This is a genomic window from Streptomyces sp. NPDC029296, assembly GCF_055569255.1.
This window is the reverse complement of sequence record NZ_JBVHXT010000026.1, coordinates 1-23,902: the sequence shown is the minus strand read 5'-3', so window position 1 is coordinate 23,902 and position 23,902 is coordinate 1. Positions and strand designations below refer to the sequence as shown.

The window sequence follows — 23,902 nt, the reverse complement described above, 5'->3', positions numbered from 1 at the left end:
CACCCTTTTCCCCCCCCCCCACCCACGGAACCAAACCCGCCCCCCCCCCCCCCCCCCCCCCCCCCCCCCCCCCCCCCCCCCCCCCCCCTCCCCCGTTGCCGTGCGGTCGTCTCCCGAACCGTACCTGACGAAGCGTCAGGAGGTGCGGCACGTCCAGCCCGCCGGCGGCACCGCTAGCCCTTCGACAGCTCGGCGGCCGAGGGCACCTGCTGCTTGACCGGGGCGCCGGCGCTGCTGCCCGCGTCCTTGATCTGGCTGATGATGTCGTCGAACGGGCCGGCCGCGCCCTCGTCGCCCTTGCGGAGCTTGCCCGCCAGGCCCTTCAGGCTCTCGATGCCGGCGCCCAGCGGGGCGAGGGCCTTGCTGAGTGTCGGGTCGCCCTGGGCGTTCTTCTGGGCGGCCTTGAGCCGGTTGTAGGCGAAGAGGCCGGCGACGCCCGCCTTGACCAGGGCCAGCCTGCGGCCCTTGGTGCCCTTCTTGAACTTGCCCGCCTTCCACGGCTTCACGATCCACTGGTAGGTGGCGCCGGCGGCGAGGCCCGCGTTCGCCACGAACCGGGTCTTGGCGAACTTCTGGCGTTCGGCGGACGTGCTGGGGCTGGGGCTGTCGGCGGCGGGCACGGCCTGTGCCCGGGCCGCCGCCGAGGTGTCCTTCGTACTGCTCTGCTGGCCGCCCCCGCAGGCGGTGGCACCGGCCACCAGGGCGCAGCACAGGGTGAGCGCCACGAACAGGCGCCGTATCGGTACGGGCACGGGGTCCTCCCGACGTCCTCCCCGAGCGGTCTGGTTCCTCCGGCAGGTTCTCCCGGGGCACGGCCGCGCGCCACTCGGGGGACGCCGTCCGGGTCACCTCGGGGGCGCCTCGGGGACTCGCCGGGGTCGTATCCGGGGTTACAGGAGCCGCCCCGCGGCAATCCGGAGAGTATGTCCACTCGATATCGCAACGGTGCGAACCAGGCCGGGACGGTCATCGCGGTCGTCGCCGACGTCGCGGCGCTGATCCTCGGCCTGTGGATCCTGATGTACCTGCTGGACGCGAACCGGGGCAACGACCTGGTCCGGTTCGTGCACGACGCGGCCGCCTGGCTGGCCGGGTGGTCGCACGACCTGTTCACCTTCGACGAGGCCTGGGCCCGCGTCGTCGCCGGGTACGGCCTGGCCGCCGTGGTCTATCTGTTCGTCGGCCACGCGATAGCCCGCCGGATACACCGGTACTGACGGTACCGGGCGGTGGGTCCGGTGCCCGTGCCGGCGCGGGCACCGGTCAGGCGCAGCAGTCCGGCTCCAGCCCGGCCGGCAGGTGCTCGCCGCCGAAGACCGCGCAGGTGGCGTCGTGGCCGCCCAGCGCGGCCACGGCCAGCAGCAGCGAGCCCGCCGTCCAGGTGGTCAGCTCACGGGGCCAGATCGCGTCGTCGTCGAAGACGTAGCCCGTCCAGTAGAGGCCGGAGTCCGGGTCGCGCAGGTGCTGGATGGACTGGAGGATCTCCAGGGCCCGGTCGGACTCGCCCACCGCCCACAGGGCGAGCGCGAGTTCGCAGGACTCGCCGCCGGTCACCCAGGGGTTGGGGACCACGCAGCGCACGCCCAGGCCGGGCACGACGAACCGGTCCCAGCCCGCCTCGATCCGGTCCTTGGCCTCCGCCCCGGTCAGGGCGCCGCCGAGGACCGGGTAGTACCAGTCCATCGAGTAGCGGTCCTTGTCCAGGAAGCGTTCGGGGTGGCGGCGGATCGCGTGCCGCAGCGCCCCGGCGGCCAGCTCCCAGTCCGGCTGCGGTTCCTCGCGCTGCTCGGCGATCGCGAGCGCGCAGCGCAGCGCGTGGTGGATGGAGGAGCTGCCGGTGAGCAGGGCGTCGGTGGTGGGCGTGCCGTCGTCCCCGAGGCGCCAGCCGATCTGCCCGCCGGGCTGCTGGAGCCGCAGCACCCACTCGACGGCGGCGTAGACGGCCGGCCACATCCGGTCCAGGAAGGTGTCGTCACCCGTGGAGAGGTAGTGGTGCCAGACGCCGACGGCTATGTAGGCGACGAAGTTGGACTCGCGGGCACGGTCGGTGACGTCGTCGTGGGCGCCGTCCGCGTAGGCGGCGTACCAGGAGCCGTCCTCGTTCTGGTGCCGGGCCAGCCAGGTGTAGGCGCGTTCGGCGGCTTCGTGTTCGCCGGCCGCGTCCAGGGCCATGGCGGCCTCGGTGTGGTCCCAGGGGTCGAGGTGGTGGCCTCTGAACCACGGGATCGCGCCGTCCTCCCGCTGCCCGGCGAGGAGGCCGGCGACGGTCGCGGCGGCCTGCCCGGCGGTGAGGACCCCGGGCAGGACGAGGTGTTCTGTCCGGGGGGTGGTCACCTGGCGTCCGCCTCTGCGGCGAGCGAGGGGAGGTGCGGCTTGGTCGCGTAGACCACGAAGCTCTTGCCGATCAGCGGGTTGAGCGCCTGTTCGGCGAGGCGGGTGGCGAGCGGCTTCTTCATGATGTCCCAGACGAGCAGCTTGTGGTACGCGCGCACCGGCAGCGCCTTGTCGTTGTCGACGCCGAAGGCGCACTTCAGCCACCAGTAGGGGGCGTGCAGGGCGTGGGCGTGGTGGCTGCCGTAGGGCTTCAGGCCGGCCTCGCGGAGCTTGGCGGTCAGCTCGTCGGCCTTGTAGATGCGGATGTGGCCGCCCTCGACCTCGTGGTAGGCGTCGGACAGGGCCCAGCAGACCTTCTCGGGGCCGTAGCGCGGGACGGTGACGGCGATCCGGCCGCCGGGCCTGAGCACGCGGACCATCTCGGCGAGCACGCCCTTGTCGTCGGGGATGTGCTCCATCACCTCGGAGATGATGACGACGTCGAAGGACTCGTCGGGGAACGGCAGGGCGAGGGCGTCGCCCTCCATGGCGGTGGCGGTGGCGCCCTCGGGGGCCTCACCGGCCTCCTTCATCGCCGCGAACCACTTGGCGACCTCGCGGATCTCCTCGCCGTTCTGGTCCAGGGCCACGACCCGGGCGCCGCGCCGGTAGCACTCGAAGGCGTGCCGGCCGGCCCCGCAGCCGAGGTCCAGGACGCGGTCGCCCGGGGCGAGCGGGAACCGGGAGAAGTCGACGGTCAGCACGTGGCCCTGCTTTCGGAGGAGACGCTGGTGTCACTCGCCGAGGTCGCGGACGCGGCGCTGGGCGGGGCCGCGACGCTCGCCGGGGCCGCGGAGCGGCCGGGTACGGGGGCCGCGGTGGGGGTCGCCCCGCGCGAGCCGGTCCGGGCGTGGGAGAGGCCGCCCGGGGCGGAACCCGTCGAGGGCGCGGTGCGGGCGGCGCGGGCGATGGCCTCGCGGTAGTGGGCCACGGTGCCCTCCGCGGCGCGGGCCCAGGTGAAGTTCGCCAGCACCCGTTCGCGGCCCGCCCGGCCGAGCCGGGCGCGCAGGCCGCGGTCCCCGAGCAGCCGGTTCAGCGCGGTGGCCAGCGCGTCCGCGTCGCCGGGCGGTACGGCGAGGCAGGTCTCGCCGTCGCGGCCGGCGACCTCGGGGATCGCGCCGCCGGTGGTGGCGACCAGCGGGGTGCCGGTGGCCATGGCCTCGGCGGCGGGCAGCGAGAAGCCCTCGTAGAGGGAGGGCACGCAGGCCACTTCGGCGGAGCGGATCAGGTCGACCAGCTCGGCGTCGGAGATGCCCTTGACGAAGTCGACGGCGCCCTCGAGGCCGTACCGCTCGACCGCCCGGGCAACCGGGCCCTCGGCGGGGCGCTTGCCGACGACGACGAGGTGGGCGTCGGGGTGCTCGGCGCGCACCTTGGCGAGCGCCTCCACGAGGAACACCAGTCCCTTGAGCGGCACGTCCGCGCTGGAGGTGGTGACGATCCGGCCCGGCACCTCGGCGACGGCCGGATTCGGCGCGAACAGATCGGTGTCGGCGCCGATGTGGACGACGTGGACCCGGTCGCGGCGGACCCCGAGGTGGTCCACGATCTCCTGGCGGGAGCTGCCGGAGACGGTGAGGACGGAGGGCAGCCGGCGGGCGACGCGCTTCTGCATCCGGGTGAAGGCGTACCAGCGGCGCACCGAGTAGCGGCGCTGCCAGGTCTGGGCCGCGTCCAGCTCCAGCCGCCGGTCCACGGTGATGGGGTGGTGGACCGTGGTCACGAGGGGGGCGCCGATGTCGCCCAGCAGGCCGTAGCCGAGGGTCTGGTTGTCGTGGACGACGTCGAACTCGCCGCGCCGGGCGCGCAGATGCCGGCGGGCGCGCAGCGAGAAGGTCAGCGGCTCGGGGAAGCCGCCGGTCCACATGGTGGCGACTTCGAGGGCGTCGATCCAGTCCCGGTACTCGTCCCGCTCCGGGGTGCGGAAGGGGTCGGGCTGGCGGTAGAGGTCGAGGCTGGGCAGCTCGGTGAGGGTGAGGTTCGGGTAGCCCTCGTCCAGCACGGGGTAGGGCTGGGAGCCGACGACCTCCACCCGGTGGCCGAGGCGCGCCAGCTCGCGCGAGAGGTGCCGGACGTAGACGCCCTGCCCGCCGCAGAACGGGTTCCCCTTGTAGGTGAGGAGGGCGATGTCGAGCGGTCGCTCGCCGTCAGCTGCGGGGTCCCGATCGGCACCCGCTTCCCGGGCCTCAGCGGTCACTCCGTGCCCCCTTCTGCCTGCACTGCCCGCGAGACTACGACGGGACGCTAATCTAGAACAAGTTTCAGACTTGATCGTTCAAGAGCTCCGAATCTACCGGCAGGTAGGGGCGCCGTGAGCAGGGGATCGGGTGATTCGCGCCACGGCGCGCGGCCCTGTCACGCCGTCCGCTCACAAGCCCTGCCGACCCCCTCACCGACCGTCACGGAACGGGACCCATGCCTGCGGAAGCCAGCACCTCGCGCCCGGCCGCGCCGCCCCTCACCGCGCGGCAGGAGGCCCGCCGCCGCAGGATCCTCGAGGCCAGCGCGCGGCTCGCGAGCCGGGGCGGGTTCGACGCCGTGCAGATGCGCGAGGTGGCCGAGTCCTCGCGGGTGGCCCTGGGCACGCTGTACCGCTACTTCCCGTCCAAGGTGCACCTGCTGGTCGCCACCATGCACGACCAGCTGGAGCGCATGCACGGCACCCTGCGCGAGAAGCCCCCGGCGGGCGACTCGGGCGCCGAGCGGGTCGCGGAGACCCTGATGCGCGCCTTCCGGGCCCTCCAGCGGGAGCCGCACCTGGCCGACGCGATGGTCCGGGCGCTCACCTTCGCCGACCGCAGCGTCTCGCCCGAGGTCGACCAGGTCTCCCGGCAGACGACCGCGATCATCCTGGACGCGATGGGCCTGGAGCACCCGACCCCGCAGCAGTCGTCCGCGGTGCGGGTCATCGAGCACACCTGGCACTCGGCGCTGATCACCTGGCTGTCCGGTCGCGCCTCCATCGCCCAGGTGAAGACCGACATCGAGACGGTGTGCCGCCTGATCGACCCGACCGACCCGGCCGCCGCGCGGCCCTGAGGGCCGGCGCCGGAAGACCCGCGGGCACGAAGGGGCCCCGCGCGAAAAGACCGGCCGGCACGAAAGAGCCGACCGGCGGAAACGGCCGGTCGGCACGGAAAGACCTACGAGACGGGTTCCCTTCGCCGGTATGACCCGGATCAGGTGATGGGGGTCGTCGTCCGGCATCGCTGCCTTCCGACCTCTCAGCCCTACCGTCGCCGTCGGCCCGGGCGGATGCTCTTCGCGTCTCGCCTGAGTCGGCTACTCCGGTCGGACTCCCTCACTCGCCCCGTAGGCTGATTTCAGGATATACCGGATAGTCGCGACAGAACCGCCCAGTACCGACCATTTGCCGACGCACCCCGGCCTCAGGCGCTGACCGCCTTGCGGGTGATGTAACGGGTGCCGGTGAAGACCATCCGCTTGAACGCCACCGCGGCGAACCCCTTGAGGTGGCTGTCCTTGAGGCTGTCGTCGGGGTGGGTGAACTGGGCCACCGCGTCCTTGCGCCCGAGGCTGACGCACCGGGCCGCGTAGCGCAGCTCGTACGGTTCCGGCTCGCGGCCCTCGGCGACGCGGGCCAGGGCGTCGACGGCGGCCTGGGCCTGCGGGGCGGCGGTCTGGCAGCCGAACCGGGCGCCGGCCACGCCCGCGCAGTCGCCCACGGCGAAGATCCGCGGGTCGGTGACGCTGCGCAGGCAGGCGTCCACGACGACCCGGCCGTCCGCGTCGACCTCCAGGCCGCTGCGCGCGGCGAGGTCGGGCACGCCCGCCACGATCCCCCACAGGGTCAGGCCGGAGTCCAGCCGCCGCCCCGACCCGAGCCGCACGACGCCCGCGGCGGCCTCCGTCACGCAGTCGGCCACGGTCTCCACCCGGAGCCGGTCCAGCGCGGCCAGCGCCCGCTGCCGCGCCCCGCCCGACAGGCAGTCGGCGACCGCCGGGGCGACGAGCCGGACGCGCAGGTCGGGCCGGGCCTCGGCCACCTCGGTCGCGGTCTCCACCCCCGTCGCCCCGCCGCCGACGACCGTCACGGTGCTGCCGCCGGGCAGCGCGGCGAGCCGGGCCCGCGCCTGCTGCGCGCCTTCCCAGGTGCCGACCGGGACCGTGCCCGGCAGGGCCCGGACCGTGCTGCCGACGGCCAGGAAGAGGTGGTCGAACGCGAGGCTCTCGCCGTCGTCCAGCACCACCGTGCCGTCGCCGATCTTCTCCACGCTGCCGATCCGCACGGCGATGCCGGGCCGCAGCATCGCGGTGAGCGGCGTCGCCGCCGAGCCCGTCCCGGCGACCTGCTGGTGCAGCCGGATGCGCTCGACGAACTCGGGGCGCGCGTTGACCACCGTGACCTCGGCGCCCTTCACCTTCTTGGCCACCCGGTTCGCCGCGAACGCGCCCGCGTACCCGGCACCCACCACCACAACCTTCATCTCGGGCCTCCCATCGGAGCAGTTGGTCACTCCCGAGACGAGGCGGGCCGGTCCCCCCGTGACACGACACCGGTGTGAACCACGCCACAGCGGGCGTCCGGCCCGCTCCTCCGGCGGAATCCCCGCGGTACCTCGCGTATTCCCCCTCGTCAGGCCGGGGCGCCCAGGTCCCGCGCGCCGAGGCCCTCCGCGGCGAGGGCCTGCCGGTGGAACCTCTCGATCGCCGCCTCGTGGTCGCGCAGGGCGTGCGAGACGTTCTCCAGTTCGCTGTCGGGGACGCAGGGGAACCCGGTGCTCCCGTCCTCGGCCCGCGGGCGGGCCCGGTCGTCGGGCGCGTGCAGCGCCGCCGCGGCGAACCGGAGGTCCACCGCCCCCGCGATGCCCCGCGCGACGGACTCCGGGTAGCCCGCCGCCGTCGCCGCCCGCCGTATCCGCTCCCGCCGGGACGTGCTCAGGTACGGGCCCAGCTTGAGCAGGCCGTCGTTGATGGCGGCCCGGCGCAGCTCCAGGCGCAGGGCGGCGCCGCTGACCCGGCCGACGGCGGGCGCGGCGGGCGGTGTGATGGTCAGCATGGTCTGCCACAGCGGTTTCAGGCGCCGGTGGTCGCGGACCAGCCGGCGCCGCTCCGCCAGCAGCGGGCCGGCCTGGCCGACGATGAAGGCCACGGCCACCAGGGCCGCCTCGGCGATGGCGAACGGCGGGGCCGCGTAGGTCGACAGCCAGTCCCAGTCCCGGCCGCTCCACCGGCCGGCGACGGCCGTGAGCTTGGCGGCGTCGAAGAGGAGCCCAAGGGCGTAGGCCTCCTGGAGGAAGATCACCGCCCGGCGCAGCCAGGCGTCCTCGACCTCCCGGTACCAGGCGCGCAGCAGGCGGGCGGCGACCAGCGCGGAAGCGGTGTGGGCGACGACGTAGAGCAGGATGAACTCGCGCATCCACGGCGTGCCGGCGTAGTAGGTGTCGAGGTCGCGCAGGCGTTCCACGGAGTGGTCGCCGAGCAGGAACGTCGTGCACAGCCCGGCGACGACGGCGGCGTACGCCACCCCGACCTGGCGGGTGCGGCGGCGGCGCGCGGCGGACGGCGGTTCCCGCCAGGTGATGATGAGCCACAGGCAGGCGCCGGAGTAGGCGGTGGCGAGGGAACACACCCACAGGGCGGCGAAGTTGGTGACGCCGGTGAGGACGTTGATGCGGTGCAGGTTGGCCGGCGGCAGCGAGACGAAGACGAGCGTGCCGATGCCGAGCAGCACGGCGGTGGCCCGCAGGATCGGGTCCTGCCAGGCGCGCCGCAGCAGCGGCAGTTTGATGACGAAGGCGATGGCGAACAGGGCGGCCGGGACGGCGTAGGAGATCCAGGAGCCGGAGATGTCCCAGCGCATCAGGGGCCGCCGATGTTGCCGAGCGAGGAGGACAGCCGGTCGGTGAGGGTGTCCTGGGTCATCCGGCCGGTCGCGCCGGGCCCGACGACCTTGGAGAACTTCGCCGCGAGGCGCAGCCCCCACTCCTCCGCCTCCCACTCGGCCTCGGCCGCCTCGGCGGCGGGCGACCGGGTGGCCATGGCGACCACCCGGTCCCAGGGGATGTCGTCCTCGGCGCGGGAGAGCATCCGGCGGGCGGCGGCGGGCAGTCCGGTGGCGTAGTGCACGTCGAGGGTGCCGTGGTGGATGTGGCCGATCTCGTGCCCGGCGATGACGAACTTGTGCGGGTCGGGGGCGCGTTCCTCGACCACGACGATGTAGTCCTCCTCGCGGGCGAGGGTGATCCCGGAGATGTCCAGGCCCTGCGGGAAGGCGACGAAGCGCAGCTTGACCGGGCGGTCCAGGCGGGGGCTGAGGGTGGCGCACAGCGCGTGCAGGAACGCCTCGGGGGTGGTCGGCGGGGTGAGGGTGCGGACCGTCTCGCGCACGAGCCGGTCGAGGAAGCGCCTCGGGGAGCCGAAGGGGCGCGGGGACGCCGCCGGCCGCGGGATCCGCGCCCGCCACGGGGTCTTGGCGGACTGCTCAGGCACGCCCGGTGTCCCCCGCCTTCTCCGAGGCGATGATCATCTCGGCCAGGTCGGCCAGGGTGGCGAGCTGCCGGGCGTTCATCTGCGGGGCCCGGGCGGCGAGCCGGATCAGGCCGCTCTCGCGCAGCCGCAGCAGCGGGTCGGCCTCGGCCTCCAGGCTCTGCAGCACCGGTTGCAGCGCCTCGCACAGCGCCTCCGGTTCGTCGGCCGTGAAGAAGCCGGCGGGCAGACCGAAGAAGCGGCGCAGCCGGTCGGCGTGTTCCAGGCTGGGCATGCCGCTCTTGCGCCACTCGCTCAGCCACTGCCTGCTGGTCCCGGCGATCCGGGCCAGTTCGTCCAGGGAGTACCGCTTGCCGTCCGGGCGGCGCCGGGTCTCCCGGATGAAGTCCAGCCGCTGGCGCACCCGGTGGGCGAGGCAGGTCTCGCCGGCCCGGCCGCCGGAGAGCAGGTCGACGACGACGCCCACGGGGATGCCGGTGCGGTAGGAGAGTCCGGCCACGTCCAGGGTCTCCGGCAGCCGGCCGGGCCGTCCGGTCAGCTCGCCGAGCCGGTCCAGCGCTTCGGCCAGTGCGGCATAGGCGTCACTCACCGAGTCCCCCCTGCGTGTCTTTCCGTTCGCCGGCTGGGCGCGAGGCTACTAGGTTGCCCCCTCGGCGACCAGATCTGACAAGGCTCCCTGCGTAATTACGCAGCTATCGTTGACAGTTCGATGCGGGGTGGGTGAGGATCGGTGCACGGAGAGCAAGATCCGACCCGCCTCGGGTGCCGCCTATGGGGGAGCGGCACCCGGGGCGCTCCTGATCGCCTTCCCCCCGAGGAAGGTCCAGGCCCATGGCCCAGCCCGTCGTACTCCTCGGGGCCGGCCGCGGGGACGTCTGCGGCGAGTTCCCGCTGGCGCGCGTCGCCGCCGCCCACCCGGTCCTCCTGGTCGACCCGTCCCCGCCCGCCGACTGGGCCCGCCCGTATCTCACCGCGCACGTGGCGACGGACCCGGCCGAGACGGAACGGACGGCCGGGGTGTTACGAGGCTGGTCCCCCGGCGGCGTACTGGCCTGGTCCCCGGCGCACCTGCCCGCGACCGCGCGCCTCGCCGCCCGGCTGGGCTTACCGGGCCTGCCGTACGAGACGGCCGTGACCTGCGCCGACCCGCCGGCGTTACGGGCCCTGCTGGACCGGCACCGGGTGCCGACGGCCGATCCGGCCGACACCGAGGGGGAACCGGTGTCGGCCGAGACCGTCGTCCTGGACGACGAGGTGCGCATCGTCGCGCTCACCCGTACGACCCCGGGCCCGCCGCCCGCCCGCCGCCCGCTGCGGCACAGCGTCCACGCCCACGACGTCCTGTTGCACAACCGCTTCCTGCGCCAGTGCGTGGAGCGTGCCGTACGCGCCCTCGGACTGACCCACACCGTCGCGCACATCACGGTACGGCTGACCGCGCGCGGCCCCCGCGTCCTGGGCGTCGCCCCGCATCCGCCCGGTGATCTGATCCCGCTGCTGGTGGAGCGGGCCACCGGGGTCGACCTGGCGGGGGCCGCCGCGACGCTGGCCTGCGGCGGGCTCCCGGACGTCACCCCGACCCGGCAGCGGGCGGCGGCCGTCCAGTTCGCCTATCCGGCCGTGACCGGCCGCCTCACCCACCTCCGCCTGGACCCCGCCGCCGCGCACGAGCCGTCCGCCGAGCGCATGGTCCTCACCGCCCGCACCGGCACCCCGGTGACGGCGGCCCCCCACGCCGGCCCCGGCGACCGCCTCGCCCACTGGGTGGCCACGGCCGATACCCCGGCCCAGTGCGCCCACACCCTGCGCGCCATGGCCCGCCACCTCACGGCCACGGTCCACCCGGCCCCCCGCGCCCGCGCCGCCTAGTACTCCGCGCCCGGCGAGCGTGGCCGGGACGTGGAAGGGACTCCGATTCAGGCCGAACAGGTCCGTGGTTCCCCCGTGTTATCCGCCCCCCGCACGGTCGCGGCGAGAGGCCGCGAAGACCGCTGCCACGGCCACCGCCGGGCCCGCTCGGGGCGGCCGGTAAAGTGGCGGGGTCGTCACACCCGTACGGGGGGAAGCCGGTGCAATTCCGGCGGTGTCTTCGCCGCGTCACCGGCCTGGCCGGAGCGGGCGGGGCGCCTCCGCCGGGTCGTTGACGGCTCGCGTGCGCCGGTGGTCCGCCGCGCACGGCACCGTCGAGGTTGACGGAGCCGAGCCGCCCGGGTGTCGCCCGCGCCGCCCGGCTCCCCGCAGGAGAGGCAGTCGCCGACCATGAACGTCCGCCGCAGTGCCGCGGCTCTCGCCGCCGTAGGCGTGCTGGCCGCCGCCGCGCCCGCCACGGCCGCCGACCCGTCCCCGTCCCCGAAGACCGCGGCCCCCGCCGGGCTGTACGGCAAGGAGGACCCGACGTACGACGGCGTGTGGCGGCAGTCCCTGACGCTGGTCGCGCAGCGGACGCTCGGCTACCGGCCCGCCTCCGCCGCCGTGGACTGGCTCACCGGCCAGCAGTGCGCGAACGGCGCCTTCGCCGCGTTCCGGACCGCCCCCGAAAAGCCCTGCGACGACAAGCTGAAGCCGGACACCAACAGCACGGCCGCCGCCGTCCAGGCGCTCGCCGCGGCCGGCGGGCACGGCGGCGCGGTGGAGAAGGCCGTGGGGTGGCTGAAGTCCGTCCAGAACAAGGACGGCGGCTGGAGCTACTACCCGGGCGACCCCAGCGACACCAACTCCACCTCCGTCGTCATCGGCGCGCTCGCCGCCGCCGGCACCGACCCGGCGTCCGTCCGCGTATCCGGCAAGTCCCCCTACGACGCCCTGCCCGCCTGGTCCGTCCCCTGTGACCAGGACGGCGGCGGCGCCCTCGCCTTCCAGCCGGACAAGAAGGGCGAGCTGCTGCCCAACGCCGACGCCACCGCGGCCGGTCTGCTCGGCGCGCTCGGCAAGGGCTTCGCCGCCCGTACCGGCAAGGCCCCCGCGAAGGACACCTGCGTCGAGGCGGCCTCCCGCACCCAGGTCGCCGACAACGCCGGCGCCTACCTCGCGGCGGCCGTCGCCGAGTCCGGCCACCTCCGGTCCACCCTGCCCGGCGCCAAGGACCAGCCGGACTTCGGCAACACCGCGGACGCCGTCGTCGCGCTCGCCGCGGACGGCCGCGTCGAACCGGCCCGCAAGGCGTACGCCTGGCTGGAGAAGAACGCCGGCCCGTGGGCGAAGCAGAGCGGTCCCGCCGCCTACGCCCAGCTGATCCTGGCCGCCCACGCCCTCGGCGAGCAGCCGGGCGACTTCAACGGCACCAGCCTGGTCAGCTCCCTGAACGCGCTGGGTCCGGCCCCGCGGATGGACACCTCCGGCCGGCACGAGCAGGAGGAGAAGAAGGACTCCGGCAACCAGGGCTGGTGGATCTTCGGCGTCTGCCTCGTCGCCAGCATCGGCGTCGGCTTCCTGATCAGCGGCCGGAAGAAGCAGCGGCCGTGACCGCCGTCCGCCGTGCCGTGCCGGTGCTCGCCGCCGCGCTGCTGCTCCTCGCCTGCGCCGGGCGGGCCGGTGCGACCGGCTACCGCTACTGGTCCTTCTGGGAGCGCACCGGCGACCAGTGGACGTACGCGACCCAGGGTCCGGCCTCCGTCCGGCCCGGCGACGGCGCGGTCCAGGGGTTCCGGTTCACCGTGAGCGCGGATTCCGCGGACGCGAACCGGCCGCGCGGCACGGCGGACTTCGGCACGATCTGCGCGCACACCCCGGCGAAGTCCGGGTCCAAGCGGGTGGCCCTCGTGCTCGACTTCGGCACGCGCGCGGACGCCCCGTCCGGCGAGGTCCCGCCGGGGCGGCGGACCGCGTGCGCGCGGGTGCCGTCCGACGCGTCCGCCGCGGACGCCCTCGCCGCGGTGGCGGGCCCCCTGCGCTACGACACCAACGCCCTGCTGTGCGCCATCGCGGGCTACCCGCGGGCGGGCTGCGGCGAGCAGGTCTCCACCGGTGACGGGTCCGGTGACGAGCCCGCCGCCCCCGGGTCCGGCTCCTCCGACTCCGGCCCGTCCCTCGGCCTGCCGATCGGCGCGGGGGTGGTGGCCCTGCTGGCGGGCGCGGCGATATGGCAGGCCCGACGGCGGCGCGATGCGTCCGGGTGAGCGAGGCCCGTCCCGCGACCGCGGGAACACCGCGGCCGCCCGCGCGGTTCCCCGCGTCCCCGGCCGGCCGCGGCATCGTCCGCCGGGAGCCGCCCCCACCCGGTTCCGCCCCGCCCTTCACCCCGGTGCCTGGTGGCTGTGGGCGATATCCCTCGGCGTGGCCGCGACCCGTACCACCAACCCCCTCCTCCTCGCCCTCCTCCTCGCGGCCTCCGGCTACGTCGTGGCGACGCACCGCTCCCCCGCCCCCTGGGCCCGCTCCTACGCCGCCTTCGTCCGCCTCGCCCTCGCCGTGGTCGTCATCCGCGTCCTGTTCGCGGTGGCGCTCGGCTCCCCCATCCCCGGCACGCACACCCTCCTCACCCTCCCCGAGGTGCCCCTCCCCCACTGGGCGCAGGGCATCCGCCTCGGCGGCAGGGTGACGGCGGAGGCCGTGCTCTTCGCCGCGTACGACGGCCTGAAACTCGCCACCCTCCTCGTCTGCGTCGGCGCCGCGAACGCCCTCGCCAGCCCCACCCGCCTGCTCAAGTCGCTGCCCGGCGCGCTGTACGAGACGGGCGTGGCCGTGGTCGTCGCCCTCACCTTCGCCCCGCACCTGATCGCCGACGTCCGCCGCCTGCGCGCCGCCCGCCGCCTGCGCGGCCGTCCCGACCGGGGCCTGCGCGGCCTGCTCCAGGTCGGACTGCCCGTGCTGGAGGGCGCGCTGGAACGCTCGGTCGCCCTCGCCGCCGCCATGGAGGCCCGCGGCTACGGCCGTACCGCCGAGGTCCCCGCCCCGGTCCGCCGGACGACCGCCGCCCTCACCCTCGGCGGCCTGCTCGGCGTGTGCGCGGGCACATACGGGCTGCTGACCGCCGAAGGGGGCGCCTACGGGCTTCCCGTCCTCCTCGCGGGAGTCGTCGCCGCGCTCGCCGGACTGCGGCTGGGCGGCCGGCGCTCCCCGCGCACCCGGTACCGCCCCGACCCCTGGGGAGCGCGGGCCTGGCTGGTGACGGGCTCCGGCGCCGCCGTGGCCGCGCTGCTGACGCTGGCCTCCGTGCGCGACCCCGAGGCCCTGCACCCCGGTGTCGTGCCCCTCGTCGCCCCCACCCTCCCGCTGTGGCCCGCCGCGGCCGTCCTGCTCGCCCTGCTGCCCGCCTTCGTCATCCCCAGGGAGCCGTCGTGATCCGCTTCGAGGAGGTCGGCGTCACGTACGAGGGCGCCGCCGGACCCGTCGTCGCCGGCGTCGACTTCGAGGTGCCCGAGGGCGAACTCATGCTGCTCGCCGGTCCGTCCGGGGTCGGCAAGTCCACCGTGCTGGGCGCGGTCAGCGGACTGGTCCCGCACTTCACCGGCGGCACCCTGCGCGGGCGCGTGACGGTGGCCGGCCGGGACACCCGCACCCACCAGCCGCGCGAACTCGCCGACGTGGTCGGCACGGTGGGCCAGGATCCGCTGGCGCACTTCGTGACCGACACCGTGGAGGACGAACTCGCCTACGGCATGGAGTCGCTGGGGCTCGCCCCGGAGGTGATGCGGCGCCGGGTGGAGGAGACCCTCGACCTGCTGGGCCTGGCCGCGCTGCGGGACCGCCCCATCGCCACCCTCTCCGGCGGGCAGCGCCAGCGCGTCGCCATCGGCTCGGTCCTCACCCCGCACCCCCGGGTGCTGGTCCTGGACGAGCCGACCTCCGCGCTCGACCCGGCGGCGGCGGAAGAGGTGCTGGCCGTCCTCCAGCGCCTGGTGCACGACCTCGGCACGACGATCCTCATGGCCGAACACCGCCTGGAGCGGGTGATCCAGTACGCCGACACCATGGTCCTCCTCCCGTCCCCCGGCGCGCCCCCCGTCACGGGCACCCCCTCCGAGGTCATGGCGGTCTCCCCGGTGCACCCTCCGGTCATCGCCCTGGGCCGGCTGGCCGGCTGGACCCCCCTCCCCCTGACCGTCCGGGACGCCCGCCGCCAGGCGGGTCCCCTGCGGGACCGGCTGGCCGGCGTTCCCGCGCGCCGTCACGCGCCGACGCCGGTGAGCGGCCCCGGCCCGCGGCCGCACCGGTCCCGCTCCCTGTTCCGCCGCGCCGCCCCCACCCCGCCCACCGGCCGCCCGTACCTCGCCGAAGTCCGCGCCCTCTCCCTCCGCCGGGACACCACCCAGGCCCTGCGGCACATAGACCTGACCGTCTCCCCGGGCGAGACCATCGCCCTCATGGGCCGCAACGGCGCCGGCAAGTCCACCCTGCTGAGCACCCTCGTCGGCCTGCTCACCCCCACCACCGGCACGGTCACCGTCGGCGGCGCCACCCCCCACCGCACCCCGCCCCGCATCCTGATCCGCCACGTGGGCCTGGTTCCCCAGGATCCCCGGGACCTCCTGTACGCCGACACGGTCGCGGCGGAGTGCGCCGCCGCCGACGAGGACGCGCAGGCCGCCCCCGGCACCTGCCGCGCCCTCGTCTCCGAACTGCTCCCGGACATCACCGACGGCACCCACCCCCGCGACCTCTCCGAGGGCCAGCGCCTGGCGCTCGCGCTGGCCGTGGTGCTGACCGCCCGCCCGCCCCTGCTCCTGCTGGACGAGCCGACCCGCGGTCTGGACTACGCGGCGAAGGCCCGTCTGGTCGCCGTCCTGCGCGATCTCGCCGCCGGGGGACACGCGATCGTGCTGGCGACGCACGACGTGGAGCTGGCCGCCGAGCTGGCGCAGCGTGTGGTGCTGCTGGCCGAGGGCGAGGTGATCGCCGACGGCCCGATGGCGGAGATCGTCGTCTCCTCCCCCTCCTTCGCCCCGCAGGTGACGAAGATCCTGGCGCCCCAGCACTGGCTGACCGTCTCCGAGGTCCGCGAGGCCCTCCGGTGAACCGCCGCCCGCACGCCGTCCGCCTCGGCCCCCGGTCCCTCGCCGCCCTCGCCCTCACCGGCGCCGTGGGCCTGGTCGCCTTCTGCTGGCCCTTCCTCGCCCCGCCCCGCTCTCAGCTCGGCGCCCACGCCCAGGACGCGCCCTGGCTCTTCGCGGGCCTGCTGATCCTCCTGGTCGCGGTGGTCGCGGCGACCATCTCGGAGTCGGACCTCGGCCCCAAGGCGGTGGCCATGCTCGGCGTCCTCGCGGCGACGGGCGCGGCGCTGCGGCCGATCGGCGCCGGCACGGCGGGCCTGGAGCCGATGTTTTTCCTGATGGTGCTGAGCGGCCGGGTGCTCGGCCCGGGCTTCGGATTCACCCTGGGCTCGGTGACGATGTTCGCGTCCGCCCTGCTCACGGGCGGGGTCGGGCCGTGGCTGCCGTTCCAGATGCTGGCGATGGGCTGGTTCACGATGGGCGCCGGCCTGCTCCCGGGCCCGGTCCGCCTGCGCGGTCGCGCCGAGCTGCTGCTGCTCGCGGTCTACGGCTTCCTGGCCGCGTTCGCCTACGGCACGGTGATGAACCTGGCGGGCTGGCCCTTCATGGGCGGCGGGGCCTCGGGCATCTCCTTCGTCGCCGGGGATCCCGTCGCCGCCAACCTGGCCCGTTTCGTCGCGTACTGCACGGCCACCTCCCTCGGCTGGGACCTGGGGCGGGCCCTGTGCACGGTCGTGCTGACCCTCGCGCTCGGTCCCGCCGTGCTGCGGGCGCTGCGCCGGGCGACCCGGCGGGCCGCCTTCGAGACCGCGGTCACCTTCGAGGGTCCCGGACGGTGACGCAGCGCACGAATCCGGGCGCGTGAGGTGAGCGGACCGGTGAAGGACCCCACATGACGCACGTCACCTACGACCCCGGACCGTAGTCGCATTTGCCCGATTCACCCCTTCGCGCACCCCCTCTGACCTGCGAATTGAGACGCACGCCACATTCCCGGCATTCTCGTCCGATCCGGCCACCACTAGTAAAGGGGGTCATTGCGGGCACCTCCCGGGGCTGCTTATCTGGATGACGTCGCCAGGCGCCACGAGCCCACAGCGGGCCGCGGCGCCGACGCATGCGGACCACTCCACATGGCCCACCCCATGCGAGCGACACCCCCGCCCCCGACGCAAGAGGTACTTCGTGACCGTCTCCATCATCCGCCGCATCGCTTCCCCGAAGAAGGTCCTCACCACCGCCGCCGTGGCCGCCGCCACCGCCGGCATGGCGCTCACCGCCGCTCCGGCTCACGCCGCCCCGGCCCAGGCTTCCTCCGCCCAGGCGATCGCGCACAAGATGATCCCGGACGCCGCGCAGTTCAACGCCTTCAGCAAGATCGTCTCCCACGAGAGCGGCTGGAACCCCCACGCCACCAACAGCTCCTCCGGCGCCTACGGCCTCGTCCAGGCACTGCCCGCCTCCAAGATGGCCTCCGCCGGCGGCGACTGGAAGACCAACCCCGCCACCCAGATCAAGTGGGGCCTGGACTACATGAACTCCCGCTACGGCAGCCCCGCCAAGGCCTGGAACTTCTGGCAGGCCAACGGCTGGTACTGAGCCGACAGCACCCACGCTTCCCGCACCCCCGCCCACCCGGCGGGGGTGCGCGCGTATACACGGGGGCCTCCGCCGAACGGGCCGCCTTTCGCCCGCCCCCGGCGTGCCCCGCCCCGCCCCCGCACCCGCTGCCGCAGGCTGCTGCGCATGCTGCCGGACCCGGAGACACGCGGGCTGCGGCTGGTGGCCGTGCTGCTCGCCCTCACCGTGGTCAGCGGCCTGATCGACGCCGTCGGCTATCTGGGCCTCGGCCGGGTCTTCACCGCCAACATGACCGGCAACGTCGTCATCCTCGGTTTCGCCGCCGCCGGCGCCCCCGGCTTCTCCGTGCCCCACACGGCCACGTCCCTGTGCTGCTTCCTGCTGGGCGCGGTGACCGGCGGCCGGCTCGCCGTCCGGCACGGCCGGGGCTTCCGCCGCCGCCGGACCCGGCTGACCCTGGCGGCGGAAGCGGTGCTGGTCGGCGCGTCGGCGGCCGTCGCCTTCGCCTGGCCGGACACCGGCGCCACCCGGTACGCCCTGATCGCGCTCACCGCCTACGCGATGGGCCTGCGCAACGCCACCGTCCGCAAGCTGGGCGTGCCCGACCTCACCACCACCGTGCTGACGATGACCCTGACCGCCCTCGCCTCCGAGTCCCGCCTCGGCGACGGCACCGGCCACCGCTCCCCGCGCCGCACGGCCGCCGTCCTCGCGATGACCGGCGGCGCGTGCCTGGGCGCCTGGCTGGTGCGGCGGCACGGCCTGGCCGTGCCGCTGCTGCTCGCCGCGCTCGCCTCGGCCGTACTGGCGGTGGCCGCCTCGGGCCGGGAGTAGGCACACCGCACCTGAGCGGTCCGGATCAAGCATGGCGTGAAGCCGCGCTGCGCTCTCCGGCGCACGCGCGTATGTTCCGGTGGACCCCGTCGGACCGGCCGTACCCGCAAGACCCTTGCGGTGGTGGAGAGCGCGTCAGCAGACTGCCGGGCAGGAACTAGAACACGTACTAGTTTCTGGAGGAGAGCCGCCCGGAGAGGACCCGCGCCCATGGCCGCCGAACCCGTGATCGTCGAAGCCGTCCGCACCCCCATCGGCCGGCGCGGCGGCGCGCTCGCCGATCTGCACCCGGCCCGTCTGCTGGGCGAGACCTACCGTGAACTCCTCGACCGCGCCGGCATCCCCGCCGACGCGGTCGAGCAGATCGTCGGCGGCACGGCGACCCCCGCCGGCGAGCAGTCCATGAACGCCGCGCGCACGGCCTGGCTGGCCATGGGCCTGCCCTACGAGACGGCCGCGAGCACGGTCGACTGCCAGTGCGGTTCCTCGCAGCAGGCGTCCCACATGGTGGCCAACATGGTCGCGGCGGGCGTGATCGACATCGGCATCAGCTGCGGTGTCGAGTCCATGTCCCGGGTCCCGCCGGGCTCCGGCTCCAAGCACGGCCCCGGCAGACCCTTCCCGGACGAGTGGAACGTCGACCTCCCCCACCAGTTCGAGGCCGCCGAGCGCATCGCCCGGCACCGGGGGCTGACCCGGGAGGACGTGGACGCGCTCGGCCTGCTGTCCCAGGAGCGCGCCGCCCACGCCTGGGCGGAGGAACGCTTCAAGCGGGAGACCTTCGCCGTCCAGGTGCCCACCACGGAGGAGGAGCAGGACGCCGGTCAGGGCATGTGGCGCCTGGTCGACAGGGACGAGGGCCTGCGGGACACCACCCCGGAGGAGCTGGCCGGCCTGAAGCCGGTCATGCCGACGGCCGTGCACACCGCCGGGAATTCCGCCCGGATCTCCGACGGGGCGGCGGCCGTCATGTGGGCGTCCAAGCGGATGGCCCGCGCGCTGAGACTGAGGCCGAGGGCCCGGATCGTCGCCCAGGCACTGGTCGGCGCCGACCCCCACTTCCACCTGGACGGCTCGATCGACGCCACCCGCACGGTCCTCGGCAAGGCGGGCATGACCCTGGACGACATCGACCTCGTGGAGATCAACGAGGCGTTCGCCTCCGTCGTCCTGAGCTGGGTCCGGGTCTTCGACCAGAACCTCGACAAGGTCAACGTCAACGGCGGTGCGATCGCCCTCGGCCACCCGGTCGGCGCGACCGGCGCCCGCCTCGTCATCACCGCGCTGCACGAACTGGAGCGCGCGGACAAGGAGTTCGCCCTCGTCACCATGGGCGCGGGCGGCGGCCTGGCGACCGCGACGATCATCCAGCGGCTGTAGCCGCCCAGGCGACGAAGCCGCCGAAGGCGGCGGGGCCGACGTTCAGCACGGGCCCCGCCGGGTTCTTGGAGTCGCGGATGGCGACGGTGGTGGTGCAAGGGGGTGCGGCGACCTCTACGCAATCGCCGCCCTGATCACTGCTGTACGAGGACTTTTGCCAGGTCAGATCACCCAGGGGAGCGCACTCGACGCACGAGCCGCCCTGGTCGCCGCTGTAGCTCGACTTACGCCACTTGCTCTCCATAGCGGTCCTCCATTACGCGTCGGATCACCTCCGCCGACTTCTTGATCGAGAGCGCGGCGGCCTGGAGGTGATCGTAACGGAGCGAGCAGTCCTGGACCGTGTCCGGGTTCGCGGTCGGGTGCCCACTGCCATATCCCTCCGTGTAGACGATCGTTGGGTCACTGGCGAAGCGGTAGACGTTGAACGAGCCGGTTAGTCCGGCGTGTGCTCCTGCGGAGAACGGCAGGATCTGGATGTTGGCCCGGGGCTCGGCCTCGAAGGACAACAGGTGGGCCAGTTGCCCACTCATGACCTCCGGACCGCCGATCTCCTGGTGCAGTGCGGCCTCGCTGAGAACCATCCAGAAGACGGGCGGCTTCGGCTTCTCGAAGATCCGCTGACGAGCCATTCGCGCGGCGGTTCGGTCGTCAAGCTTGGCTTCATCCAGCACCCCGAGCACCGAGCGCGCGTATGCCTCAGTCTGGAAGAGCCCGTGGACCATGCCCGTCTGGAAGGTGCAGATCTCAACCGCCCGCGCCTCCAACTCCGCCGTCTCCCGGAACCAAGCCGGAAGTTGACTACGAAGCACCAGCTCCACAAGCCGGGTGAGCGCACCCCCCGTCCCCAGCGCCGCGTCCACCCGCTGACTGAACTCCAGGGTGGGGACTTTCCTGGCCGTCTCGACCTGACCGATGAGCGAGCCGGTGTAGTTGACGATCTCGCCGAGCTGGCGTTGCGTGAGTCCCGCCGCCTCCCGGTACCGCCGCAGCTCGAAGCCGTAGTAGTGGAGTGGAGACGCGCCCGCGTCGAGGGTGCTGATGTTGGCCACGGTGGGACCCCTCTCACGCAACAGAGTCCACGCGGGGACTCGTTGTGTTCTTCCTGTAGCCGAGCGTAGTGATGACACGTCAGCCTCGTACCGTGAACCTGAATTTTCCCCACATTCCCCAGTACCGCATGGAAATCACGGTCGGCGAGCACTCGGTGCGCCACATCCGCCGGATCGTCCGCTCGCTGCTGCGCGAGTGGGAGCTGGAGCCGCTGACGTTCGCCGTGGAGCTGGGCGTGAGCGAGCTGGTCACCAACGTCGTACGGCACGTGCCCGACCGCCGCTGCCGGGTGGTCGTGGCCCGGGAGGCGTCCGGGGTCCGCGCCGAGGTGACCGACGGCCACGCCGCACTCCCCCACCTGGAGACCGAGGTGGACGAGGAGTCGGAGGGCGGCCGGGGCCTGGCCCTGCTGGACGCCGTGGTGGACAAGTGGGGCGTGTCACCGGGCGCCGGTGGCGGAAAGACGGTCTGGTTCGAGTGCCACGGCGCCCCCGCGGCGTCCGCCGGCGAACTCAGCCGATGACGCGCACGGACAGGGGGTTCGCGTAGGACACCGACGCGCCAGGGGGCAGGATATTGGTGAGGTTGGTGCAGTTCGCGTTGTAGTAGTAACTAAGCGTGTGGTCCGTGTTGTTGGTGAGGATCCGTGCGCGGGCTCGGAGGTTGAGGCAGACGCGGTCCGGCGGGTTGTCGATCTGGAACGCCTGTCCGGAGGCAGAGATGTACCGGATGTTTCCGGTGGCGGCCTGCGCGTTCGAGGTCAGGCCGGCGGCCAAGACGGCGGCGGTGCCGACCGTCAGGGCGAGCCTGGCCGCATGTGCGATTCGGAGCATGGGAGGTCTACCTTTCCCGGGTGGCGTGAAGGGGGCGCCGGCGGGCGTCGGCGGAAGGGCGGCCGGTCCGGGCGCCATGGCGGCCCCGCCGCGTCCGCCCGCCGACCGAAAGGGCCGGTTGCGAACCCGGCTCAGCCGACGACGCGCACGGACAGGGGGTTCTGGGAGGACACCGTCCGGCCGGGGGCCAGGTTGCCGGTGAAGTTGGCGCAGTTGGCGGCGAAGAAGTAACTCACCGTTTTGTTCGTCTCGTTGACCAGGAGCCGTGCGCGGACCTGGAGGTTGAGGCAGACGTTGTCCGGTGGGTTGTCGATCTGGAATTCCTGCCCTGCGGCGCTGATGTACCGGATCCTCCCCTGGGCGGCCTCCGCGTTGGAGGTCAGACCGATCGCCAGGACGGCCGCGGTGCCGGCCGTCAAGCCGGCTCTGGTCAGACGTGCGAAGCGGTTCATGAGCGGGCTTTCCCTTCCCGTTCCAGCCCTCGAAAGGGCGATCCCACCGATCGGGGGATAAAAGGAGACACGCATGAACCATCACCCGAACAAGTGATGCTCCGGCGGTCGCCGCAAGCCGGGCGCATCGCGGGGACGAGTTCTTCATGGCGTTCCTCCGGGCAGTCGGCCCGGGCGGACGGCCGCCTCCTCCCCCTGCGTGCGCACGCTCTCACTGTGACCCAAGCAGTGGCCGGTCGCACCTCGAGAGGGTGAGGAAGGGGTGCGGGGAGGCCGAGGGCCTTCACCATGTGCCGTCATACGCCCGGATCAGGCTGGTCCCGCGGGACCCCGGTTGCAGGTCAGGGGCGCGATAAGGATCACATCAGAGGACAGGAATGATCTTGGCTGAGGGGGCAGACGTACCTGCGTAGCCGCGGTTTTGCTGCACTGTGCACCTAAACGCATACAGCACGTAAGACGCAGAAGCCGCCTATGGTCGATTTTCGGCCCACGCACGTCATCGTTGCCGTCGGCGGGCCCGAACCTGTCCCCGTCGAAAGGTAGGCGAGCCCCGTTTTGGCGACCGCCACTGCCGTCACCCCGCGTCCGACGACCCGCCGGGCCGCCAAGGCCCGCAATGTCACCGTCACCGACCCCGCCCTGGTCAGGCGCGCCGTCAAGGCGGCAGCGCTCGGCAACGCCATGGAGTGGTTCGACTTCGGTGTCTACAGCTACATCGCGGTCACCCTGGGCAAGGTCTTCTTCCCCTCCGGCAACCCCACCGCGCAGTTGCTGTCCACGTTCGGTGCCTTCGCGGCGGCCTTCCTGGTCCGTCCGCTGGGGGGCATGGTCTTCGGCCCGCTGGGCGACCGCATCGGCCGTCAGAAGGTCCTCGCCCTGACGATGATCATGATGGCGGCGGGCACGTTCGCCATCGGCCTGATCCCGTCCTACTCGGTGATCGGCGTCGGCGCGCCGCTCCTGCTGCTGGCCGCCCGGCTGGTGCAGGGCTTCTCCACCGGCGGCGAGTACGCGGGCGCGTCCACCTTCATCGCCGAGTACGCGCCGGACAAGAAGCGCGGCTTCTTCGGGAGCTGGCTGGAGTTCGGCACGCTCGCCGGCTACATCGGCGGCGCGGGTCTGGTCACCCTGATGACCGCCCTGCTGTCCTCCGAGGACCTGCTCTCCTGGGGCTGGCGCATCCCGTTCCTGATCGCGGGCCCGATGGGCATCATCGGCCTGTACCTGCGGATGCGGCTGGAGGAGACCCCGGCGTTCGCCGCGCAGCTGGAGAAGGCGGAGACCCGGCCGAAGGTGCCGCTGCGCGACATGGTCACGGGCCAGTGGAAGGCGCTGCTGATCTGCATGGGCCTGGTGCTGGTCTTCAACGTCACCGACTACATGCTGCTGTCGTACATGCCGAGCTACCTCACCAGTGAGCTGAAGTACGACGAGACCCACGGCCTGCTGGTCGTGCTCGCCGTGATGGCCCTGATGATGATCGTCCAGCCGTTCGCCGGCGCGCTCACCGACCGGATCGGCCGCCGCCCGGTGATCGCGGCGGGCTGCGCGGGCTTCCTGCTGCTGTCCGTCCCGGCGCTGCTGCTGATCCGCCAGGGCAGCCTGCTCGCGGTGGGCCTCGGCATGGCCGCGCTGGGCCTGCTGCTGGTGTGCTTCACCGCCGCCATGCCGGCCGCGCTGCCCGCGCTCTTCCCGACCCGGGTGCGCTACGGTTCCCTGTCGATCGGCTTCAACGTGTCCGTGTCCCTGTTCGGCGGTACGACCCCGCTCGTCGTGACCGCGCTGATCGGGGCGACCGGGAACATGATGATGCCCGCGTACTACATGATGGCCGCCGCCGTCGTGGGCGGGTTCGCCGTCTGGCGGATGTCGGAGTCGGCGGGCCGCCCGCTGCCGGGCTCGGCGCCGTCGGTCGAGGGCAGCTGACCTCCCTCGCGTGCCGTTCAGGGGCCCGGGGGGGGGGGGGGGTGGGGGGGGGGGGGCCCCCGCCCCCCCGCGGTCCCCCCGCTCGGCG

Annotated in this window: 25 protein-coding genes; 13 read left to right on the top strand and 12 right to left on the bottom strand. The window is 73.7% G+C overall.

Annotated elements, in window-relative coordinates:
• Positions 1 to 173 precede the first annotated feature (173 nt).
• Positions 174 to 752 (bottom strand): hypothetical protein, encoded by a 579-nt coding sequence (locus tag ACZ4W9_RS22730; RefSeq protein ID WP_467938600.1) that lies wholly within the window; start codon positions 750 to 752, stop codon positions 174 to 176.
• A 171-nt stretch (positions 753 to 923) separates the two neighbouring features.
• On the opposite strand from ACZ4W9_RS22730, the gene ACZ4W9_RS22725 reads away from it, so the two are divergent.
• A complete protein-coding gene (locus tag ACZ4W9_RS22725; RefSeq protein WP_467938598.1) occupies positions 924 to 1,217 on the top strand; it encodes a hypothetical protein in 294 nt (97 codons plus the stop codon).
• A gap of 46 nt (positions 1,218 to 1,263) precedes the next feature.
• On the opposite strand, the gene ACZ4W9_RS22720 is transcribed toward ACZ4W9_RS22725, so the two are convergent.
• From ACZ4W9_RS22720 to ACZ4W9_RS22710, 3 genes are read right to left on the bottom strand one after another with little or no spacing between them, the layout of a single operon-like run.
• Positions 1,264 to 2,334, bottom strand: coding sequence for a prenyltransferase/squalene oxidase repeat-containing protein (locus tag ACZ4W9_RS22720; RefSeq protein ID WP_467938596.1), 1,071 nt, complete (start codon positions 2,332 to 2,334; stop codon positions 1,264 to 1,266).
• Positions 2,331 to 3,077, bottom strand: coding sequence for a class I SAM-dependent methyltransferase (locus ACZ4W9_RS22715; protein ID WP_467938594.1), 747 nt, complete (start codon positions 3,075 to 3,077; stop codon positions 2,331 to 2,333). Before ACZ4W9_RS22715 ends, ACZ4W9_RS22720 begins: the two co-directional genes overlap by 4 nt.
• Positions 3,071 to 4,570: a glycosyltransferase family 4 protein gene (locus tag ACZ4W9_RS22710; RefSeq protein ID WP_467938592.1), complete on the bottom strand. Its 1,500-nt coding sequence runs from the start codon at positions 4,568 to 4,570 to the stop codon at positions 3,071 to 3,073. The genes ACZ4W9_RS22715 and ACZ4W9_RS22710 overlap by 7 nt, the downstream gene beginning before the upstream one ends.
• A gap of 218 nt (positions 4,571 to 4,788) precedes the next feature.
• Here ACZ4W9_RS22710 and ACZ4W9_RS22705 point away from each other — a divergent pair, with 218 nt between their 5' ends.
• Entirely contained in the window at positions 4,789 to 5,412 is a 624-nt protein-coding gene (locus tag ACZ4W9_RS22705) for a TetR family transcriptional regulator (RefSeq protein WP_467938590.1), read from the top strand.
• 350 nt (positions 5,413 to 5,762) lie between these two features.
• On the opposite strand, the gene ACZ4W9_RS22700 is transcribed toward ACZ4W9_RS22705, so the two are convergent.
• From ACZ4W9_RS22700 to ACZ4W9_RS22685, 4 genes are all read right to left on the bottom strand, one after another.
• Positions 5,763 to 6,821, bottom strand: coding sequence for an NAD(P)/FAD-dependent oxidoreductase (locus tag ACZ4W9_RS22700; RefSeq protein ID WP_467938588.1), 1,059 nt, complete (start codon positions 6,819 to 6,821; stop codon positions 5,763 to 5,765).
• Between the two features lie 149 nt (positions 6,822 to 6,970).
• Positions 6,971 to 8,197, bottom strand: coding sequence for an MAB_1171c family putative transporter (locus tag ACZ4W9_RS22695; protein WP_467938586.1), 1,227 nt, complete (start codon positions 8,195 to 8,197; stop codon positions 6,971 to 6,973).
• Positions 8,197 to 8,826: a hypothetical protein gene (locus tag ACZ4W9_RS22690; protein ID WP_467938584.1), complete on the bottom strand. Its 630-nt coding sequence runs from the start codon at positions 8,824 to 8,826 to the stop codon at positions 8,197 to 8,199. The genes ACZ4W9_RS22695 and ACZ4W9_RS22690 overlap by 1 nt, the downstream gene beginning before the upstream one ends.
• Positions 8,819 to 9,412: an XRE family transcriptional regulator gene (locus tag ACZ4W9_RS22685; RefSeq protein WP_467938582.1), complete on the bottom strand. Its 594-nt coding sequence runs from the start codon at positions 9,410 to 9,412 to the stop codon at positions 8,819 to 8,821. The genes ACZ4W9_RS22690 and ACZ4W9_RS22685 overlap by 8 nt, the downstream gene beginning before the upstream one ends.
• 242 nt (positions 9,413 to 9,654) lie before the next feature.
• On the opposite strand from ACZ4W9_RS22685, the gene ACZ4W9_RS22680 reads away from it, so the two are divergent.
• The 9 genes from ACZ4W9_RS22680 (at position 9,655) to ACZ4W9_RS22640 (ending at position 19,547) form a co-directional block, all read left to right on the top strand.
• Positions 9,655 to 10,692 carry a hypothetical protein gene (locus ACZ4W9_RS22680; RefSeq protein WP_467938580.1) on the top strand — a complete coding sequence of 346 codons (1,038 nt, stop codon included), beginning with the start codon at positions 9,655 to 9,657 and terminating at the stop codon, positions 10,690 to 10,692.
• A 390-nt stretch (positions 10,693 to 11,082) separates the two neighbouring features.
• Positions 11,083 to 12,285: a prenyltransferase/squalene oxidase repeat-containing protein gene (locus ACZ4W9_RS22675; RefSeq protein ID WP_467938578.1), complete on the top strand. Its 1,203-nt coding sequence runs from the start codon at positions 11,083 to 11,085 to the stop codon at positions 12,283 to 12,285.
• A complete protein-coding gene (locus ACZ4W9_RS22670) occupies positions 12,282 to 12,938 on the top strand; it encodes an SCO2322 family protein (RefSeq protein ID WP_467938576.1) in 657 nt (218 codons plus the stop codon). The genes ACZ4W9_RS22675 and ACZ4W9_RS22670 overlap by 4 nt, the downstream gene beginning before the upstream one ends.
• Complete coding sequence (locus ACZ4W9_RS22665; protein WP_467938574.1) at positions 12,925 to 14,103, top strand: energy-coupling factor transporter transmembrane component T; 1,179 nt, start codon at positions 12,925 to 12,927, stop codon at positions 14,101 to 14,103. Before ACZ4W9_RS22670 ends, ACZ4W9_RS22665 begins: the two co-directional genes overlap by 14 nt.
• Positions 14,100 to 15,776, top strand: coding sequence for an ABC transporter ATP-binding protein (locus tag ACZ4W9_RS22660; RefSeq protein WP_467938572.1), 1,677 nt, complete (start codon positions 14,100 to 14,102; stop codon positions 15,774 to 15,776). The genes ACZ4W9_RS22665 and ACZ4W9_RS22660 overlap by 4 nt, the downstream gene beginning before the upstream one ends.
• The gene (locus ACZ4W9_RS22655; protein ID WP_467938798.1) at positions 15,737 to 16,591 is read left to right on the top strand and encodes an ECF transporter S component; all 855 of its coding nucleotides are present in this window, start codon (positions 15,737 to 15,739) and stop codon (positions 16,589 to 16,591) included. The genes ACZ4W9_RS22660 and ACZ4W9_RS22655 overlap by 40 nt, the downstream gene beginning before the upstream one ends.
• Positions 16,592 to 16,937: 346 nt before the next feature.
• Positions 16,938 to 17,351, top strand: coding sequence for an aggregation-promoting factor C-terminal-like domain-containing protein (locus ACZ4W9_RS22650; RefSeq protein WP_467938570.1), 414 nt, complete (start codon positions 16,938 to 16,940; stop codon positions 17,349 to 17,351).
• 147 nt (positions 17,352 to 17,498) lie between these two features.
• Positions 17,499 to 18,167, top strand: coding sequence for a YoaK family protein (locus tag ACZ4W9_RS22645; protein ID WP_467938568.1), 669 nt, complete (start codon positions 17,499 to 17,501; stop codon positions 18,165 to 18,167).
• 210 nt (positions 18,168 to 18,377) lie between these two features.
• Positions 18,378 to 19,547, top strand: coding sequence for a steroid 3-ketoacyl-CoA thiolase (locus tag ACZ4W9_RS22640; RefSeq protein ID WP_467938566.1), 1,170 nt, complete (start codon positions 18,378 to 18,380; stop codon positions 19,545 to 19,547).
• Here ACZ4W9_RS22640 and ACZ4W9_RS22635 read toward each other — a convergent pair.
• Both ACZ4W9_RS22635 and ACZ4W9_RS22630 read right to left on the bottom strand, forming a co-directional pair.
• On the bottom strand, positions 19,531 to 19,791 hold the full coding sequence (locus ACZ4W9_RS22635; RefSeq protein ID WP_467938564.1) for a DUF397 domain-containing protein: 261 nt from the start codon (positions 19,789 to 19,791) through the stop codon (positions 19,531 to 19,533). The genes ACZ4W9_RS22640 and ACZ4W9_RS22635 overlap by 17 nt on opposite strands.
• The gene (locus ACZ4W9_RS22630) at positions 19,772 to 20,599 is read right to left on the bottom strand and encodes a helix-turn-helix domain-containing protein (RefSeq protein ID WP_467938562.1); all 828 of its coding nucleotides are present in this window, start codon (positions 20,597 to 20,599) and stop codon (positions 19,772 to 19,774) included. Before ACZ4W9_RS22630 ends, ACZ4W9_RS22635 begins: the two co-directional genes overlap by 20 nt.
• A gap of 128 nt (positions 20,600 to 20,727) precedes the next feature.
• On the opposite strand from ACZ4W9_RS22630, the gene ACZ4W9_RS22625 reads away from it, so the two are divergent.
• Entirely contained in the window at positions 20,728 to 21,123 is a 396-nt protein-coding gene (locus ACZ4W9_RS22625; RefSeq protein ID WP_467938796.1) for an ATP-binding protein, read from the top strand.
• Here ACZ4W9_RS22625 and ACZ4W9_RS22620 read toward each other — a convergent pair.
• Together ACZ4W9_RS22620 and ACZ4W9_RS22615 are read right to left on the bottom strand one after the other, a co-directional pair.
• Entirely contained in the window at positions 21,113 to 21,433 is a 321-nt protein-coding gene (locus ACZ4W9_RS22620) for a hypothetical protein (RefSeq protein WP_467938560.1), read from the bottom strand. The genes ACZ4W9_RS22625 and ACZ4W9_RS22620 overlap by 11 nt on opposite strands.
• Positions 21,434 to 21,564: 131 nt before the next feature.
• On the bottom strand, positions 21,565 to 21,885 hold the full coding sequence (locus ACZ4W9_RS22615; protein WP_467938558.1) for a hypothetical protein: 321 nt from the start codon (positions 21,883 to 21,885) through the stop codon (positions 21,565 to 21,567).
• A 558-nt stretch (positions 21,886 to 22,443) separates the two neighbouring features.
• Here ACZ4W9_RS22615 and proP point away from each other — a divergent pair.
• Positions 22,444 to 23,814 carry a glycine betaine/L-proline transporter ProP gene (proP, locus tag ACZ4W9_RS22610; RefSeq protein ID WP_467938556.1) on the top strand — a complete coding sequence of 457 codons (1,371 nt, stop codon included), beginning with the start codon at positions 22,444 to 22,446 and terminating at the stop codon, positions 23,812 to 23,814.
• The last annotated feature ends 88 nt before the right edge of the window (positions 23,815 to 23,902 follow it).